General features: G+C 39.9%; 14 protein-coding genes and 1 pseudogene. 10 read left to right on the top strand and 5 right to left on the bottom strand.

Annotation, left to right across the window (positions count from 1 at the left end; genetic code table 11):
• Positions 1-15: 15 nt before the first annotated feature.
• Both AC1D7X_RS13090 and AC1D7X_RS13085 read right to left on the bottom strand, forming a co-directional pair.
• A complete protein-coding gene (locus tag AC1D7X_RS13090) occupies positions 16-777 on the bottom strand; it encodes an HAD family hydrolase (protein ID WP_495457225.1) in 762 nt (253 codons plus the stop codon).
• 13 nt (positions 778-790) lie between these two features.
• Positions 791-1,708 (bottom strand): ArsR/SmtB family transcription factor, encoded by a 918-nt coding sequence (locus AC1D7X_RS13085; RefSeq protein WP_495475388.1) that lies wholly within the window; start codon positions 1,706-1,708, stop codon positions 791-793.
• Between the two features lie 132 nt (positions 1,709-1,840).
• Between AC1D7X_RS13085 and AC1D7X_RS13080 the strand changes: the two genes are divergently transcribed.
• The 5 genes from AC1D7X_RS13080 (at position 1,841) to AC1D7X_RS13060 (ending at position 7,486) form a co-directional block, all read left to right on the top strand.
• Positions 1,841-3,001 (top strand): MFS transporter, encoded by a 1,161-nt coding sequence (locus tag AC1D7X_RS13080; protein ID WP_495475451.1) that lies wholly within the window; start codon positions 1,841-1,843, stop codon positions 2,999-3,001.
• Between the two features lie 74 nt (positions 3,002-3,075).
• Positions 3,076-3,801 (top strand): phosphonate ABC transporter ATP-binding protein, encoded by a 726-nt coding sequence (locus AC1D7X_RS13075; RefSeq protein WP_495457223.1) that lies wholly within the window; start codon positions 3,076-3,078, stop codon positions 3,799-3,801.
• Between the two features lie 298 nt (positions 3,802-4,099).
• Complete coding sequence (locus tag AC1D7X_RS13070) at positions 4,100-5,404, top strand: hypothetical protein (RefSeq protein WP_495475387.1); 1,305 nt, start codon at positions 4,100-4,102, stop codon at positions 5,402-5,404.
• Positions 5,397-6,095: a response regulator transcription factor gene (locus AC1D7X_RS13065; RefSeq protein WP_495457221.1), complete on the top strand. Its 699-nt coding sequence runs from the start codon at positions 5,397-5,399 to the stop codon at positions 6,093-6,095. The genes AC1D7X_RS13070 and AC1D7X_RS13065 overlap by 8 nt, the downstream gene beginning before the upstream one ends.
• The gene (locus AC1D7X_RS13060) at positions 6,092-7,486 is read left to right on the top strand and encodes a sensor histidine kinase (protein WP_495457220.1); all 1,395 of its coding nucleotides are present in this window, start codon (positions 6,092-6,094) and stop codon (positions 7,484-7,486) included. The genes AC1D7X_RS13065 and AC1D7X_RS13060 overlap by 4 nt, the downstream gene beginning before the upstream one ends.
• A gap of 115 nt (positions 7,487-7,601) precedes the next feature.
• Here the strand turns inward: AC1D7X_RS13060 and AC1D7X_RS13055 are convergent, their stop codons facing one another.
• On the bottom strand, positions 7,602-8,816 hold the full coding sequence (locus tag AC1D7X_RS13055; RefSeq protein WP_495475386.1) for a glucose-1-phosphate adenylyltransferase: 1,215 nt from the start codon (positions 8,814-8,816) through the stop codon (positions 7,602-7,604).
• Between the two features lie 298 nt (positions 8,817-9,114).
• Between AC1D7X_RS13055 and glgB the strand changes: the two genes are divergently transcribed.
• Positions 9,115-11,034 carry a 1,4-alpha-glucan branching protein GlgB gene (gene glgB / locus AC1D7X_RS13050; protein WP_495475385.1) on the top strand — a complete coding sequence of 640 codons (1,920 nt, stop codon included), beginning with the start codon at positions 9,115-9,117 and terminating at the stop codon, positions 11,032-11,034.
• A gap of 12 nt (positions 11,035-11,046) precedes the next feature.
• Positions 11,047-12,498 carry a glycogen synthase GlgA gene (gene glgA, locus AC1D7X_RS13045; protein ID WP_495457217.1) on the top strand — a complete coding sequence of 484 codons (1,452 nt, stop codon included), beginning with the start codon at positions 11,047-11,049 and terminating at the stop codon, positions 12,496-12,498.
• A 74-nt stretch (positions 12,499-12,572) separates the two neighbouring features.
• Here the strand turns inward: glgA and AC1D7X_RS13040 are convergent, their stop codons facing one another.
• Positions 12,573-14,318 carry an alpha-glycosidase gene (locus AC1D7X_RS13040; RefSeq protein WP_495475384.1) on the bottom strand — a complete coding sequence of 582 codons (1,746 nt, stop codon included), beginning with the start codon at positions 14,316-14,318 and terminating at the stop codon, positions 12,573-12,575.
• Between the two features lie 444 nt (positions 14,319-14,762).
• Here AC1D7X_RS13040 and AC1D7X_RS13035 point away from each other — a divergent pair.
• Positions 14,763-14,945 (top strand): annotated as a pseudogene (locus tag AC1D7X_RS13035) (transposase); the annotation flags it as partial.
• 163 nt (positions 14,946-15,108) lie between these two features.
• Here AC1D7X_RS13035 and AC1D7X_RS13030 read toward each other — a convergent pair.
• Complete coding sequence (locus AC1D7X_RS13030; RefSeq protein WP_495457215.1) at positions 15,109-16,281, bottom strand: M20 family metallopeptidase; 1,173 nt, start codon at positions 16,279-16,281, stop codon at positions 15,109-15,111.
• A gap of 223 nt (positions 16,282-16,504) precedes the next feature.
• On the opposite strand from AC1D7X_RS13030, the gene AC1D7X_RS13025 reads away from it, so the two are divergent.
• On the top strand, positions 16,505-17,974 hold the full coding sequence (locus AC1D7X_RS13025; RefSeq protein WP_495457214.1) for an ABC transporter substrate-binding protein/permease: 1,470 nt from the start codon (positions 16,505-16,507) through the stop codon (positions 17,972-17,974).
• Positions 17,961-18,683 carry an amino acid ABC transporter ATP-binding protein gene (locus AC1D7X_RS13020; protein ID WP_495475383.1) on the top strand — a complete coding sequence of 241 codons (723 nt, stop codon included), beginning with the start codon at positions 17,961-17,963 and terminating at the stop codon, positions 18,681-18,683. Before AC1D7X_RS13025 ends, AC1D7X_RS13020 begins: the two co-directional genes overlap by 14 nt.
• The last annotated feature ends 49 nt before the right edge of the window (positions 18,684-18,732 follow it).

Here is an 18,732-nt window from a genome sequence, read left to right as displayed (position 1 = left end):
AAACAACGGATCCCATTAATTTAGGGTCCGTTGTTGTATCTCTTGCTGTATTTTGTGCTCAATCATTTCTGGAACCTCATGAATCGATGTAACGGTATATAGTATATGCTCTGGGGATTTCTCAAGATCAACAATATTGTATTCCCATTCATTCGATATTTGGATATGAATGCTGCAGATCCCTGCGGTTAGTGCGGGAATGACATCCGTTCTTAGAGAATTACCAATCATCCAAGTTGAGGAACGATCAAACGCTCCAGCATGTAGAATTTTTTCTAAGCTGTGTGTGTTTTTATGTTCACGAATGTAAATTCGCTCATCGAAATACATATTTAATTTCATTTGATCAATTTTACGTTGCTGAATGGCAGTCTCTCCACCTGTATAGAGATACAGCTGATGACCATCACTCTTCAAAGTTTCAAGTGTCTCAACCATGCCTGGGTATGGCTCAACTTCCAGATCATAAACACTAAGTCCTAACTTTAGAAGTTGCTCTTCCTCTAGTGGATGGGTCATGCGATGGCACTTTTGGCTAAAGAAACGATACGTTTCAATAAGAGATGTAGGGAAGTTGCCACTTTTAAATCCAACGATGTGGACAGAAGCGATGTCAATCTCGATTTGTTTGTCGCGAATTTCAGAAGTTGTAAGTTCATATTCAACGAACCAATCTTGCAATAATTGATAAAATTCACTTAGAACGAGCCCAAAATATTTGTTGCAATGAATAAGTGTATCATCCAGATCGAATAGAATTTGTTGTCTTGGTTTCATATGTGAATCACTCCTATAGATGTATATACGACTCTAAGAATATTTGAAGTTCGGCCACACCATCGGGACGAATACTGAATTTCTCATTGTTGTGATCACCGAGATGGATGCGTAGAAATCCGGCTACTCGAAGAATCATGAGGTGATGCTTCAGTGTCTCTACAGCTTGATTTAAATCTCGTTGCATATCGGTAAAAGACTTGGGTTGATCCGCGACATAACGTAATAAACGGAGTCGATGTTGATCAGATATAGCATGAGTCATGCGCGAAAGACACATGGGTGGTTCATCTTCATGTTCTTCAGGCACATCTACTGAATATTGAATGAGTAACATGTTGGTATAGAAGCAATACGTATTAATGGGTCGATTATGAACCGTGGGGAATAGGAATACCGTATGTAAATCGGGCATATCTTCCACGACTAACCCGCCTGAGGCATATTCAATTAAATGTTCAGGATCCATTTTGGTTATAAGAGCTCTTTTTTCCATTGCATCTTCTTCAATTAGTGGTCTTATATCATCTTCAACATCTTTGAAGTAATGGATATACCACAGATTTAATAAAGGGACGTAGTCATTCCGAATGCGACTAACATCATCCAAGGACATCGTTGGAATGGCAGGTGAGGATATCTCGAACAAATCATCCACACTACATTCCATCAAATAGTGAAGAAAAGGTTCGACGTCATCTCCTGTCTGTCTGAAGAGTGCCCATGTATATAACACGTCATAATCATTAAATGGCCATGATGATGCGGGTGCAAACTTAGAGCGTACATCCTTTGGTAGCTGACACTCGACCTTTTGTACCCACTCTGGCCCCATATCCATATTGTCAGTCCATTTTTTTGACACATACACCATAAAACTCGCCATAAGTTCGTAGATCGATGAAACATCGACTTTCACTTTATAGTTCATGTTACACATACCTTTCCGTCATTTCTAAAGCTTCTTTTATTATGGCTTGTTCAGATAGGGGTTGTCCACTATAATGTGGATTAGTTTAAGGGGGAAATAACGGTGTCAGTAAATACCAGCACGACTAATCATATGCATCAAAATGTGACACGTACACATTATCTCATACTCATTGCTGTAATCGTAGTGGCAGGAATTACCCAAGGGATGTTGCTTCCCGTACTGGCTATTTTTCTAGATCAGATGGGTGTGTCGGAATTCATGAACGGCTTAAATGCAGCAGCATTATACATAGGTTCATTTGCGATGACACTTGTAGCAGAGAAAACACTAGGAGCCTTAGGCTTTAAAAAATTAATCGTCGGAGGCCTTGTTCTCGTCCTGGTTACCTTACTTTTGTTTCCCTGGATCCCCGATATAAGACTATGGTTTGTACTTCGTCTCATCATTGGAATTGGAGATAGTGCATTACACTATGCCTCACAATTGTGGGTGATTATGTCCTCTCCTTCTAAGAATAGAGGCAGAAACTTATCGATCTATGGAATGTCTTATGGGTTGGGATTCAGTCTAGGTCCACTGGGAATTCAATTGCTCTCTTTTGGAAAAGAAGTCCCTTTTATCGTCTTAAGTCTATGTCTAGTTGTCGTATTAATTTTCGTAGTGTTGAAGCTTCCCAATGAACGTCCTGAGAAGGTATCAGGTACAGTGAATCAGAAACATCGCTTTCGTCGAAGTTATCGGATCGCCTGGTATGCGCTCATTCCTGCATTGCTTTATGGTTATATGGAAGCAAGTATGAACAGTAGTTTCCCACTATATGGTTTACAGATTGGTTATAGTAAAGGGCAAATATCTGCCTTACTTCCCGCGATTGGAATTGGTGGGCTTTTACTACAGCTTCCGCTAGGTATATTAAGTGATCGTTTTGGAAGAAAGAAGTGTTTAATGTGGTGTGGCATTGCGGGGGGCATTATTTTTTCACTCATCCCGTCTGTCGGTAATCATTTCATAGCATGCATCATATTGATGATGTTGGCGGGTGGATTGATCGGTTCATTCTTCTCGTTAGGTCTTGCTTATGCGGCAGATGTGTTACCACGTGATTTGTTACCAGCGGCCAATGTCGTGGCATCATTTCAATTTAATATAGGAAGTATTGTAGGTCCTAGTTTAAGTGGAATCTTCATGTTCTATCACTGGGAAGAAGGGTTGTTTATCATGCTTGGCCTTTCTTATTTATTGTTTGGATTAGCAGGATTCTGGTATTCACCGTCGAAACAAAGAGAATAGAACAATTGTTCGCATGGAATTTCAACGTCTTTTCCAATACACTATAGGAAAGGACCTAGAGGAGAGTTATAGTCATGATCAAAGTAGAACACTTAACTAAATTTGTTGGAATCGATAAACAGCCCATTCTACATAATGTGAATATTCAATTTCATAAAGGTGAGATGATTACCATCGTAGGGGCAAGCGGAAGCGGGAAAACTTCATTATTACGCTGCCTATCCCTTCACTCCAAATGGGATGAAGGAACATTTATGGTAGATGGGGATGACATATTTAAATTAGGTTTAAAAGGTAAAATGAAAATTAGAAGAGAATGGGCATACTTGGAACAGAACCCTGAGTTTAGTCTCAAAAGGACGGCACTTAAGAATGTCCTTGTCGGACAATCTGGTCAAACACCTTGGTGGCGTATGCTTACAGGCATGGTGAGGTCGGATGATTACATGGGTGCTATGGATGTAATAGAGAATCTAGGGCTACTTGAGAAAGCTCATTACAAGGCAGGTCAGTTAAGTGGTGGAGAACGTCAACGGATCGCTATCGCTCGAGCTCTAGTTCATGGTGCGCAGGTGATTCTAGCAGATGAACCGGTTATAGGTCTAGATCCTAAATCTGTTGAAAGTGTACTTGAGCAGCTTAGAACATTGTGTAAGGAAGAGAGAGTGACTGTCTTAACGGTGCTCCCACTTGAACTTGCTGAAAGATACGGAAGTCGAATTATAGGACTCTCTAAAGGGGAAATCATGTTCGATGTTCAAGGTCGACGTCTAACCCAACGCGAGAAGAATATGATCTAAATTTATGAGCGGTATATATAGTGAGTGTTCAAAAAGTCAAATTTTCAGTACCAAGAATATGCTTACGATGCTGCGTTTTTTCAAAACGATTCAGAAGATTGGATGAAGTAAGGGAGAGAGGAGCGGAGCGTAGGCAGTACCTACGTGAGCACCTGAAATGTTTCCGAAGGAAACATACTTCGAAAGCATACGCTAGGACCGGCTGAATTCAATATTCGATGTCGAATAAGCTTCTTGGTATACTTCGTGATCAAAAGATGACTTTTTGAACAACCTCTTATAGAAAAGAGTGATATAGGTGTACAAATCATGCTTAACCCGGGCATGTGCTGCTTGCTTGGCATTGTTTATTCTTGGAGGTTGTAGCATCATCAGTGATCCGGTATCTCTAATGAAGACACCGCAGATTTCTGCTGAGAATGAATCACTTCGGGCATTTATAACATCACAGCTTCCTAAAGGAGCGGCGTTAATTCGGGCTCGGGATAACGATAACACGAGTTTGATTCGTTTTGCAGATCTCAACAGTGATGGGAAGAAGGAAGTTATCGTATTTTATGAAACTCCGGATCAAGCAGTACAATTGCACGGTTCAATATTTGAGAATCAGAATGGCGAATGGGTGCTGACCATATCCTTTGATGGGGAAGGAAAAGTACTGGAATCATTAAGATTTAGTGATGTAACGAATGACGGAAGTATCGACATGATTGCTGGATTCTCTAGAGGTGAGGAAAAGCTTCAGAGCGGGCTAGTCATCTATACTTATCATGGCGATCATCTTGTAAAAGAGTTAGAGGAATCGTATACCAATTATGTGATCGATGACTTGAATGGCGATGGATTAAATGATATTACGGTCGTTTCGTTAAAGCGTAATGAATATGCTAGGATGACAACTTATCAGTATAATGAAGCTTTCAAAGAGTTGGATACATTAGATTTAGATAAAAACGTGAACAGTTATTACAATGTTGTCGCAGGAAATGTAGCAAAAGATAAGAAAGGTATTATCTTAGATGCTGCAAGTGGATCAAGTTCTGGGTATTGGTATTCGGAAATGATCGTTATGGAGGACAATAAATTAACGCCAGTCCTTAATGATGATCAGACCTATAAGGATATTCAGATTTATAGTGAAGATGTGAATTCAGATGGTATATATGAAATTGGGATATTGGAAACACCTAAAGGCTGGGAACACTTTAGTTTTGATGAGATTCCTTGGTTCTTTTCTTACTATCAATGGGATGGTGAGGATGGAATGACCTTTGTAAGACAACAATACCATGATCATAAGAACAGGTTCCTTCTTAACTTTTTTCCTCCAGAATGGCATAATATCGTAACCATTGACACGAAATCAAATAAAGATCAATATTTACGTTTTGTCATGTCAGATACAGATAAAACTATTGCAGAGATCCAATTCTTCACGCAATCAGAATGGGATAAGGGTCATAGTGACTGGCAATTGCTCGTTAAAGTGAGCGATAAAGTAGTTGCATATAAGAGTAATGATGTGAATCTTGAGCTTAATAAAAATAAAAAAGTGGAGACGGACGTTGCTCCGATCGAGAGGAAAGGAAATAAGGATGAGTAAAGTTCTGATTTTGGAAGATGAAGAGTCTATTCGTAGTTTTATTGTTGTTAACTTAAAGCGAAATGGATTTGAGGTTGTAGAGGCAGCGGATGGGTATGAGGCTATTGAGAAATTCACGACGATACCTGATATTGATATTGCACTCTTAGACGTCATGGTACCTGGTATCGATGGGTTCGAAGTGTGCCGACGGATACGAGAGAGCAATGAACGGATAGGAATTATTTTCTTAACAGCGAAAGTTCAGGAGCAGGATAAAGTATATGCTCTGTCTGTAGGCGCGGATGATCATGTTAGTAAACCGTTTAGCCCCACAGAGCTAATCGCGCGAATTCAATCTTTGTTACGTCGTGTGAATGTTCATCGGGAAAGTTCAGCAAAGGTTAGTTTTCACTCAGGACCATTCTCATTAGATCTTATCACCAAACAATTTAAGAAGAATAGTGTGACTATTGAACTAACGCCTACAGAATTTTCGCTCATTCAATTTTTCTTAGAAAAGGAGACTACTCCTTTGAGTCGGGATGTTCTTCTAGATCATGTGTGGGGTAGAGAGTATATGGGTGACCCTAAGATCGTAGATGTGAATATCAGACGATTACGTCAAAAAATCGAAGAAAACCCTTCAGAGCCGGAATTTTTGCAAACCGTATGGGGGCATGGGTATAAGTGGAAGGGTAAGGTACAATGATTAAGAAGGGTATTCGCAGACAGATCGTCCTTCACTATTTCATTGTAGTGTTTACGGCGATTCTTCTCGTCGAAGTGATTTTCTTATTAGCAATGAGAACCTATTATTATGATACTGTGTATAGTCATATCAAGATTAATGTGACAAATGCTGAGGATTATTTCCGTTTGATTGAAGAAGAGGATTCGAATGTATTATCAGATATGTTATTGAATTTTAAATTGGATAATACCGAACTGCAAATATTGGATACCAAGGGTAATGTACTCATTAATACAACAGAATTTCAAGCGGATACTTCACTTACAACGAGTGATATCCCACAAGCTATTGCTGGAAATGTGGGTAGATGGGTAGGAAGACAACCATCCACTAATGAGGACGTTATGGCAGTATCGAAATTAATACAAATCGGTGGGGAAGACTCTTATATTCTGCGATATACAACTTCTTTAAAAACGTTAAATGATAAATTATTTAATGTGACATTAATCTCCATCTCAATTGGTGCAGCTGTATTAGCTGTAGTTCTGGCATTAGGTTTGGCTCTTGCGAATTCCATCGTCAAACCATTGAATAATATTACAGCGGTATCGGCTCAAATGGCTAAGGGTAAATATAAGGCAAGAGTTAAGGGAGATTATAAATATGAATTAGGTGAATTGGCAAGTACACTTAACCATATGGCCCAAGAGATCATTAGAAGTAATCAGATTAAAGATGACTTCATTTCATCCATTTCACATGAGCTTAGAACACCACTAACGAGTATCAAGGGATGGAGTGAAACGATCACTTCAGGTGGATATGACCTTGATGAGACGAAGATCGGTATAAAGATTATAACAAAAGAGACCGCAAGGCTAATCGGTCTAGTAGAAGAAATTCTGGACTTCTCGAAACTTCAACAAAATGAAATGAGATTAGTCATGGCTAGAGTGGTTCTTAAGGAGCTTTTACAAGAAATAATGCTTAACATGTGGACGAAAGCGGAAACTAAGAACATAAAACTTGTATTGGAATCAGACGAGAACCCAATTGTAAATGGCGATGCTAATCGACTTAAACAAGTATTCCTTAACCTTGTTGATAACGCCATTAAATTCTCTAACGAAAACAGTAATATTCGAATTGTATTGAATTGTTATCCTGAACAGGTCGAGATTGAGATTCAGGATGATGGAGTAGGAATAAGTGAAGAGCACTTAAATAGGGTGCGAGATCGATTCTTTCAAGTAAATCCTCTAAATGGTGGAACAGGACTAGGGCTTGCTATCACACAACAATTGGTAGAATTGCATCAAGGTACGATGGGAATTAACAGTGAATTAGGAAGGGGAACCGTGGTTACGGTCATGTTACCTCTTTCGGAAGAATTGGAAAATGAATGACATTAACTGTACTTTAATTACATTTTCAGGTAGAATAGCGATAATCACAACAAGAGCGAATCCCAATTGGAATTCGCTCTTTATTACAATATAGGCAATGTAGTTGTTACTCTCTTTATAAACCTTGTGCATGAAGCTGTGTTGATTTCTCATATACTTCTTGAAGAATACGAGCGGGTTGAGTACGCACGGTAGGTTTCCGGAATACAATCTCACGTGGTCCTACAACAACGACATGATTTACAGATCCTTTGATAACTGAACCATCTTTGATTACGGCTCCTTCACCAATGATTGCACGTTCTATGATAACATTACGCCCGATTTTAACGTTAGGCATAATGACACTATTCTTAATAACTGAGGATTTACCGATTTCTGCACCACAAAACACAACGGATTTCTCAGTATTACCGTCTACCGAGCACGTATCAGATACGATAGAATTAGATGAGTTACCAACTTTCATCTTTTGTGGCTGACTATATTTCGTTCTCCATGGGCGGCTGAACATAGGCCAATTAGACTTATGTAATTCCCAATCAACGGTGTTATCTAATAAGTCCATATGAGCTTCCCACAGACTTTCAACCGTACCAACATCTCTCCAATAACCCTTGAATCTGAATGCAAACAGGGCATCTTGATTATTTAGCATCGTTGGAATGATATCTTTACCAAAGTCATGTGAAGAAGTTAAGTTGGCTGCATCATCCAGTAATAATTGTTTTAGATAGGACCATTTAAAGATATAAATCCCCATAGAAGCTAAATTACTTTCAGGATGTGCAGGTTTTTCTGTGAAATCTGTAATTTGTGATTCTGCATCAACATTGAGTATACCGAAGCGACTCGCTTCTTCCCATGGTACTTCCATAACAGATATTGTTGCCGTAGCATTATTATCTTTATGTTGTTGCAACATTTCACTGTAATCCATATGGTAAATATGATCTCCAGAAAGAATAAGAACATGTTCAGGATTTTGACGATCTATATACTTGATGTTCTTGTATATAGCATCTGCTGTGCCTAAATATTCTTTACCCGTACTATAGGAAGGTAAAAGAGAGACACCATCATCTCCATCGCTATGAAGACCCCAAGGTTCACCATTACCAATATGTTCATGTAATGATTGTGCTTCATATTGGGTGAGAACACCCACAGTATCAATACCAGAATTAACGCAATTACTTAATGGAAAATCAATAATACGGTAGCCGCCACCAAATGGAACTGCTGGTTTGGCCATTTCTGAAGTTAAGGGCGCTAATCTGCGACCTTCTCCGCCTGCAAGTAGCATGGCAATACATTCTTTTTTATTCATGTTGCGTCCCTCCCTAATTGAAATCTAAGTTATTGTAGTAAATTATGATGATGAATCATTGACAGCTGTGTGAAGTTTACTGTTACGTTTTAACGTGACACCACTTTTTATGAAAATGTGATTTGGTGATACGTCATATATAACCTGCTTAATACACACATGAAACGAGTATATTGAAAAACTTATGAAATTATTACAAAATTAGATTCAGAATATCATTTATATTTTCAAGATGATTAGAATAGGGTAATGATAAGGATGTAAGGATGTACTATACATAAAGGAGAAGGTGAAAACTTTGCTAAATTATTTGGATGAAGTGATCTCATCGGACGAAATTTATTTATTCCATGAAGGAACATCACATCATAGCTACCGCTTCCTTGGTGCACATCCGGCAACAGAAGAGGGACAAGCTGGTGTTCGTTTTACCGTATGGGCTCCACATGCATCCCACGTAGGACTAGCCATGGATGAGAATGCGTGGAATGGGTTCAATCATTCTTTATATAAGATACCCGAAACCGGACTTTGGAGTCGGTTTTTCCCAGGGATACCGCTTGGAACTTTATACAAATATCATATTACCGGCCCTGACGGTAATCCTTTTCTAAAAGCTGATCCATATGCCTTTCAAGCGGAGTTAAGACCAGCAACAGCATCTGTAGTGTCCGAGATAGATGGATATAAGTGGAGAGATACATCATGGATTAGGAAATTAAAACAGCCGTTCCAGAAACCACTTAACATCTATGAAGTTCATTTAGGAACATGGAGACAGAAAGAGGATGGTACCTTATATTCTTACCGGGAAATGGCCGATATACTCATTCCATATGTGAAAGAAATGGGATACACACATATTGAGTTTATGCCCTTAAGTGAACATCCTTATGATTTATCTTGGGGGTATCAGGGGACGGGATTTTTTGCAGTAACAAGTCGCTTTGGTTCACCACAGGACTTCATGTTTCTGGTAGACGAATGTCATCTAGCCGGACTAGGTGTCATTATGGATTGGGTACCTGCACATTTCGCTAAAGATGCCCATGGATTACGAATGTTTGATGGGGCTCCATTATATGAGTACAGTGATCCTTATAAAGCGGAGAAACCTGGCTGGGGAACGCTCTCTTTTGATTATAGTAAACCTGAAGTTGTCTCATACCTGATTTCAAACGCCTTATTCTGGTTAGATATGTATCACATTGATGGGCTTCGCGTAGATGCTGTAACGAGCATGATTCGTCTTGATTTTGAGAAGAGAGAGGAGCAGTATCAGAGGAATGAAAAGGGTGGGCTTGAGAATCTAGAGGCCATTGCATTTCTAAAGCAACTGAATACAACGGTATTTCAATATCACCCGCATGCGTTAATGATGGCTGAAGAATCTAGTGCATGGCCTGGTGTCACAGCTCCGATTGAAGATCATGGATTGGGGTTCAATTATAAGTGGAATATGGGTTGGATGAACGACACTTTAGATTATGTTGAGAAGCCCTTCTCGGAGAGACCGAACAAACATAACTTACTAACTTTCCCCATTTGTTATGCCTATTCAGAGAATTTCGCGCTTCCGTTATCACATGATGAGGTAGTTCACGGTAAGAAATCTCTGTTAGATAAAATGCCAGGTCGTTATGAGGAGAAATTTGCCGGACTTCGGTTATTGCTCGGGTATCAAATGACTCATCCTGGTAAAAAGCTATTATTCATGGGTGGCGAATTCGGCCAATTTATTGAATGGAAAGATCAAGAACAGTTGGACTGGCTCTTACTGTCTTATGATAAACATCGTCAGACACAAGCCTATACGGCTGCATTGAATCATTTCTATAAAGATGAGAAAGCATTATGGGAACTGGATCATGTGTTAGATGGATACCAGTGGATTAGTGCAGATGATCATTCACAGAGTGTGATTTCGTATATACGCAAAGGAAAGAAACCTTCAGATGATCTCATTATTGTCATTAATTTTCAACCCATTTTACACGAGAATTATCGCATTGGCATGTTGCGAACAGGAAATTACCAATGTGTATTCAATACAGATCAGGTCGAATATGGTGGAGAAGGTGTAACCATCGAGTCGGACTTGCGAACCGAAAAAGTCCCTTGGCATAACCAGAAGCAAAGCATTGTACTCAGAATTCCGCCGCTCAGTATGTTGGTGTATAAAAAGGAACCTAGAGTTAGAAAATCAAGAATAGAGTAAAGGAGAATGATCATGAACGTATTGTTTGCTGCAGCAGAATCTGTACCTTTTATTAAAACGGGTGGACTGGCTGATGTGATTGGGGCTCTTCCGAAAGCACTTCATAACAGTGGCGTTGACGTGCGAGTCATTCTACCTAAGTATCATGGAATCGCTAAAGAATATAGGGATGCCATGACGCATCTTGCTGAAGTGGATGTGCAGGTAGGTTGGCGGCGCCAATATTGTGGAATTGAAAGAATTATTCACGATGGCATACCTGTCTATTTCGTAGATAATGAGTATTATTTCGGGCGTGATGGTGTTTATGGATATATGGATGACGGTGAACGGTTTGCATTTTTCAATCGTGCCGTATTAGAAGTGATGCATGTAGTGGATTTCCAAGCGGATGTGTTGCATTGCCATGATTGGCATACAGCGATGATGCCATTGTTACTGGATGCACATTATCGTCATGATCCTTTTTATTCTAATATGCGTACCGTATTCACGATTCATAATCTTCTATATCAAGGTGTATTTCCTTATGAGATTATGGGCGAACTCATGGAGTTGGATAATCGTTATTACCTAGGCGTAGAATACTTTGGAAATGTGAACTTCATGAAGGCGGGCATTACCTTCTCCGATCATGTTACGACAGTAAGTCCTACATATGCTAAAGAAATTCAGACTTCATATTATGGATATGGACTCGATGGTCTGCTATCATCTTTAGGCGACAAATTGAGTGGAATCGTCAATGGTATTGACACTAAAAGTTATAATCCAGCAAACGATCCTTATATATATACGAAGTATCGTACGAATCTGGATAAGAAAAAAGATAATAAAATTGAATTACAGAAACAACTGAACTTACCCGTTGCGCCTAAAATACCTCTCATCGCGATGGTCACCCGTTTAGTGGACTCTAAAGGGCTTGATTTGCTCATTAGAACATTAGACGAACTCCTTTATTACGATGATGTACAAGTAGTCATATTGGGCACAGGAGACGCTTCTTATGAACAATGGTTCAGAGAGGCTGCGGGACGTTATCCAAACAAATTATCGTCTCAGATTACTTTTAATGAAGAGTTATCACGTAAATGTTATGCAGCTAGTGACTTATTCCTCATGCCTTCCCGGTTCGAACCTTGTGGGATCAGTCAATTGTTGGCTCTACGATACGGTAGTATTCCCATCGTTCGTGAGACTGGTGGCTTGAATGACACGGTTTATGCGTATAATGAATTTACGGGTGAAGGGAATGGATTTACATTTGGTGCATTTAATGCGCATGATATGATGTATACGATTCGTCGAGCCGTATCCTTCTATCATCAGCCTGAACACTGGCGGAAAATAACCAAAAATGCGTTCAATGGTGACTATAGCTGGAATGTCTCTGCACGGGAGTATATGGATATATATGAACGAATTACAGGGAAGTTTGAGACACCAACGCTGGAATCTTAAAAATAAAACTAAAAAACGGTAGGTCAAGGTTGATGTATCCTTGATCTACCGTTTTTGTTTACGTGTCCTTATGATTATAAATTGCGATATAAGATCCGATAACCGAAAGGGTCAAGAGAAATATTCATGATACCTTCCTCAGGAACGACATCCTCTTCTGACATGGCATCTTTCCAATCGGTTGTAACCATGGGATGGGATAAGATTTGTGGGCTATCTGTATTGTTCATCCAGATGGTGAAATGAATTTGTTCATCAACACGTTCGTATATAATACGCCCATCTTCGGGGTCTGCTTTTAGAAAGCGAAATCGCCCTTGTCGAAGTGCATGGTTTCGCTTGCGGAGTGAGATCATGGCTTGGTAAAAATGGAATAATTCACGGTCTTGTTTCTCAGGGTCCCATATCATACATTGTCGGCACTCGGGATCGTCTCCACCCGTTAATCCAACTTCATCGCCATAAAATATACAAGGTGTTCCCATGAATGTAAATAAAAATACGACTGAAAGTTTCAGTTTGCGTGTGTCATTTCCTACACGGTTTAAGAGTCGACCTGTATCATGGCTACATAACATATTAAATACGACTTCGTTCGTTTGCTGGGGGTAGCGCATCAAGATTGAACCTACACGATTAGCGAATGTAATCCCATCCATACCCCCATTGAAGAACTGTAATACTTTATCTGCAAATGGGTAATTCATGACCGAATCGAACATATCTCCAACAAGCCAAGTAAGGGAGTCACTCCATACTTCACCTACAATATAGGAATCGGGATTAGCGTTCTTTACAACGTGGCGGAAGTCTCTCCAGAAATGATTATCGACTTCATTAGCAACGTCAAGGCGCCAACCATCCAACTTAATCTCTTTAATCCAGTATTCGGCTACATCCAGTAAGTACTTCTTTACTTCTGGATCAGCCGTGTTGAATTTAGGCATATGGCCAAAGAATCCAAACGTATCATATGTGGCAATACCATCATCTTGGACATGAGCTGGGAACTGGTTGACATGGAACCAATTCGTGTATTTCGATTGATCCCCATGCTTGAGTACATCCTGAAAGGGTGGAAATTGATCGCTGCAATGGTTGAACACAGCATCAAGCATGACTCTAATACCTCGGGCGTGACATGTTTCAACGACCTTTTTAAGTAACGCATTATCTCCGAAATGAGGATCGACCAGCTTATAATCAACAATGTCATATTTATGGTTAGATGGGGAAAGGAAGAGGGGGGTAAAATAAATTGCATTAATTCCAAGTTCCACTAGGTCATCTAGATGATCTAGAACCCCCTGCAAATCGCCACCGAAGAAATTTGTGAAGGATGGTTCGCCTCCCCAAGGTTCCGAGTTATCTGGATCAATCGTAGTGTCACCATTGGCGAAACGTTCCGGCATAATTTGATAAAATACAGCTTCCTTAGCCCATTCAGGCACTTTAAACACATCGATCTCGTGTATGTAAGGAAACTCATAATAGGACCCCGCAGGTTGAGGACATTCTGTCGTAATACCATTATCCAGCATGAATACCGTGTCTATGCCATCGGTTACACGAAATATATAACATAATCGTTTATATTTTGGGCGAACAGCAGCCTCCCAATAGTCAAACATATCATCAGATGCCAATTTCTCCATAGTAATCTCAAAATAAGTTCGATCCCAATCGTATTTATCCCCAGTCAATGCGACAACGGTATCAACGTCATTGCGCTTCGTGCGAACACGTAAATGGATCGTTGAGGGATCATAAGCGTAAGCCCACTTATCTCGTGCAACATGATACAAGGCTTCCAACAACATGACAACACCTCCTCAACCTTTTGGAATTAGTAACCAATTTAGGCTATTTTGTACCAAGTGATGATGGAAATAGGCGGGCGAATGTCATATGTTATGAAGAAAATGTGGAATATGTGCGAAAAGGAGGGTGCCCAAAAAAATAGGTGTTCTGCGAGAACGCTCCGCGAACGGACCGTTTCTCCAATCGCTGTGGTCTCCGAATTTCTGAATTGAAACTCTCAGCGGTTGAAATTTAGAGACAGCATATGCTTTCGAAGTAGCTTTCCTTTGGAAAGCTTGTAGGTGACCGCTATCGCTTTTACGAAATCGTTCCGTCCTCTGCGCTAATTTAAGCACATTCTTTAACTTTTCAAACGAAAACAACAAATGAAATCGTCCTTTTTGTTTAAATGGAAGTACCATTAACAATTCACACGGGAGTGGATTTCTTTATACATTCAATATAGTTATCATCCCAAAATGCTCACGAAGGTTATTGTTTAGGGATACACTCAGCGTATTTATTTTTCTCGTCTACTAGATAAAACCTCCATTGATGTGGTTGGCGGGACAAAAACGCCCAGATTTCCGGACCCCAGCAATCGCTTTTATTCAAAGCGAATGAAGGATGTGCTTGAAACGGTATTTTACTGTTGTGCTTCAGGTTCTGGTAATGCTGTAACAAGCAAAGCCAAATAGCAGCTCAAGGATAAAACGCCTTGAGCTGCTATTTTGTGTGTATAGTATTTTTTTGATAAGTTGGCTACCTCATCAAAAGATTTTCAATTTACGGTTTACCCTAAAAATTTAACTATTGTTGTCTTTGTTGGAACTCCGATTGAATCTGTGCAAGTAACTCTGGCTGGGTGATAACGTCATATGCTGTTCCTGCTAATGCCTTCGCAGCTAGAATCATGCCATCTAATGCCAGATCTTCCATAGCAAGATCACGGAATTCTGGCGTATGAAGCATGTGTTTCTCATTAATAATCTTAATATAAGGATGAATAGATGGACAGCATAAGGATACATTACCTAAATCCATGGAGCCGTGATCATCACCTGTTTGGATGTCCTCTTGGTTAATTCCCAATGCTACTAGGTTGGACGTAAATGTATCAGACAGGTGCTCGTTTGTAATCATTTCATCATAGGATGTTTCATAATTTGAAATGTTTACACGACAGCCTGTTTGTAGTGCCGCACCCTGTGCTATTTGTTGCACGCGATCTGTTAAGATGTTCAGTTCTTTACGTGTAGCTGCACGAACGTAGAATTGAGCAGAAGCATAGTCTGGAATGATGTTAGCAGCTTGTCCTCCATGATTAATAATCCCGTGTATACGTACACTGCTTTTCACTTGTTGTCGGAAAGCGTTAACCCCATTAAAAGTTTGAATGACTGCATCAAGGGCATTTACTCCTTCATGTGGACTCGCTGCAGCATGGGATGACTTACCATAAAATTCAAATTGTATAGCATCCATAGCAAGAGATTGTCCTGATTTCTCGAATGCATAAAAAGGATGAGTCATCAACGCCACATCACAATTGTCAAAAAGCCCAGCAGCAGCCATTGGAACTTTTGCACCACGTGTTTCTTCCGCTGGAGTACCAAATACACGAATGGTTCCTCCAATAGTATCAATCACGGATTTAAGACCAACAGCAGCTCCTAGACTCATCATACAGATCAGATGATGACCGCAAGCATGTCCAAGTCCTTGTAGTGCATCATATTCACATAACAAGGCTATGGTAGGACCAGGCTTATTAGATGAATAGGTACCGATGAATGCTGTTTCAATACCGAGTATCGGAGCCTCAACGGTGAATCCGTGATAGGTAAGTTCTTCTTTCAATCGAGCAGAGGCCAGTAATTCTTCATTTCCGAGTTCCGGATTTGCACCGATATATAATGAAATTTCTTTGAAGCGCGAAGCAAATTGATCTATTGTGTTGGAAATCGTGCTTTTAGTACTCATTAGGGCAACTCCTCTGTGTGTATGAAGATTTAACAATGCTCTATATTATAACATGAATTTTTTTGTAGAGTCTATGCATCAGAATTGTATGATTTTGTATCAAAATGTTAGGAAAACCTTGGTTGCCAATGGAATGTCATTGCATAATCATGCATTTTGACTTATGATGGTTCATGTTCTGTATAAATATTATAAGTGTAAAAAAGTAAGGGGAGAAAGAAAGTTGAAGAAAATAACTCGTATGATTGTTTTTCTACTAAGCACTATCATCTTGATAACAGCGGGTTTTCACACGACACAAATGGTTAGCGCCGAAGAGGGAACAGCTAAAAAGTTGGTTCTGGGCACAAGCGCTGAGTTTGCACCGTATGAATTCCACAAAACAATAGATGGGCAAGACCAAATTGTTGGTTTCGATATATCTATAGCTAAACGGATTGCAGAAGATATGGGAGCCGAGTTAGTTATTGAGGATATGGCATTTGATAGCCTACTATCTGCGCTACAGAGCGGTAGAGTAGACTTTGTTATCTCAGGAATGACACCAACAGAAGAACGTCGTAGAAGCATCGATTTCTCTGATAACTATTATAAAGCGCAACAGGTTATGATCGTTAGAGCAGAAGATAAAGATAAATATCCAACCATGAAGGATTTTGAGAACGAGAAAATTAGTGTCCAAAAGGGTTCCATTCAAGAAGGAATTGGCCAAAGCATTCCAGGTGCACAACTGACTTCTTTGGATAAAATCCCAGATATCATATTACAGCTTCAGACGAAACGTGTTAATGCTGTTATTGTAGAAGACACGGTAGCTCAAGGTTATCTTGACTCAGAGATGGTTCTATCCGAAGCTGTCCCAGATAATTCTGAGTCCCAAGCAGCCATTGGTATTAAGAAGGGGAATGTTGAGCTTCTGAATGCCGTTAATGAATCGCTTGCTCGCATGAAGAGTGAAGGTGCTATTGATGAAATGGTTAAAGAAGCAAGTCTATTAGCAGCAGGTAACGCGGATCTGAAAGAGGATTCAGGAAATATTTTTACTACGGCTTGGGAATATCGTAGCTACTATGCAAAAGGGATCGGATATACCCTCTTATTATCCGCACTAGGAGTATTATTTGGTTTCATTATTGGATTATTCATTTCTTTATTACGGATGACAAATATTCGAATTGTGAAGTGGTTAGGAACAGCATATGTAGAGATATTGCGTGGTACTCCTATGCTTGTGCAGCTCATGATCATTCATTACGGACTAGCTTTAACGTTAGGGATTAACTTTTCACCGCTACAGTCCGGTATTATCACATTATCCATCAATAGTTCTGCTTATCTAGCTGAGATATTTAGAGCAGGGATTCAAGGTGTGGATCGAGGACAGATGGAAGCTGCTCGGTCACTTGGAATGCGACGTGGAACGGCGATGCGTCATATTATTTTGCCTCAAGCATTTAAAGCTGTTCTTCCAGCGATCGGTAACGAATTCATTACCATTATTAAAGAATCATCGATCATCTCGGTTATTGGGATGGTAGATATTATGTACCAAGCAGGTGTAGTTAAGAACATAACGTATCAAGGTCTTAGCCCATTCATTATTGCTGCGGCCATTTATTTTGTACTGACATTTACTTTATCTAAGATTCTGAATCGCGTTGAAAGGAAGTTGAGTGCTAGTGATAACCGTTAAAGATCTTCATAAATCATATGGAAAAGTAGACATTCTCAAGGGGATCGATTTGTTCGTCAATAAAGGTGAAGTCGTCGTTGTCATTGGTCCTTCTGGTTCTGGTAAAAGTACCTTACTTCGTTGTCTAAATCTACTTGAGCAACCGACATCTGGTGAGATTCTGTTCGAAGGGGAGTCTATTACGGCTCCGAATCATGATATCAATGCAACGCGTGAAAAAATGGGAATGGTGTTCCAGAACTTTAACCTTTTTCCACATAAAACCGTGGGCCAAAATATTACGATAGCCCCACTTACGGTTAAAAAGCAGTCTGCAGCTGAAGCTGATCTCATTTCTGAGAACCTTTTGCAAACCGTCGGCTTGTCGGACAAAAAGGATGTATACCCTAATCAACTATCAGGTGGACAGAAACAGCGTATAGCGATTGCACGCGCACTGGCGATGCAACCTCACGTCATGTTGTTTGATGAGCCAACTTCGGCACTAGATCCTGAAATGGTAGGCGAGGTTCTCGAAGTTATGAAGAAACTTGCTTTCGAAGGCATGACAATGGTTATTGTGACCCATGAAATGGGATTCGCACGTGAAGTTGGGGATCGGATTCTGTTCATAGACGAAGGTCGCATTTCGGAGCAAGGTTCACCTGAAGAGGTATTTGGTAACCCTAAGAACATGCGGACCAAGGAATTTCTTAGTAAAGTATTGTAAAGGTAGACTTGATCTAAACTCCTAAATTAAGTTGAGAATAAGCAGGCGT

The organism is Paenibacillus sp. Y568 (assembly GCF_059445545.1).
Note: the sequence above shows the minus strand (reverse complement) of the source record. Positions and strands in the feature narration are given on the sequence as shown.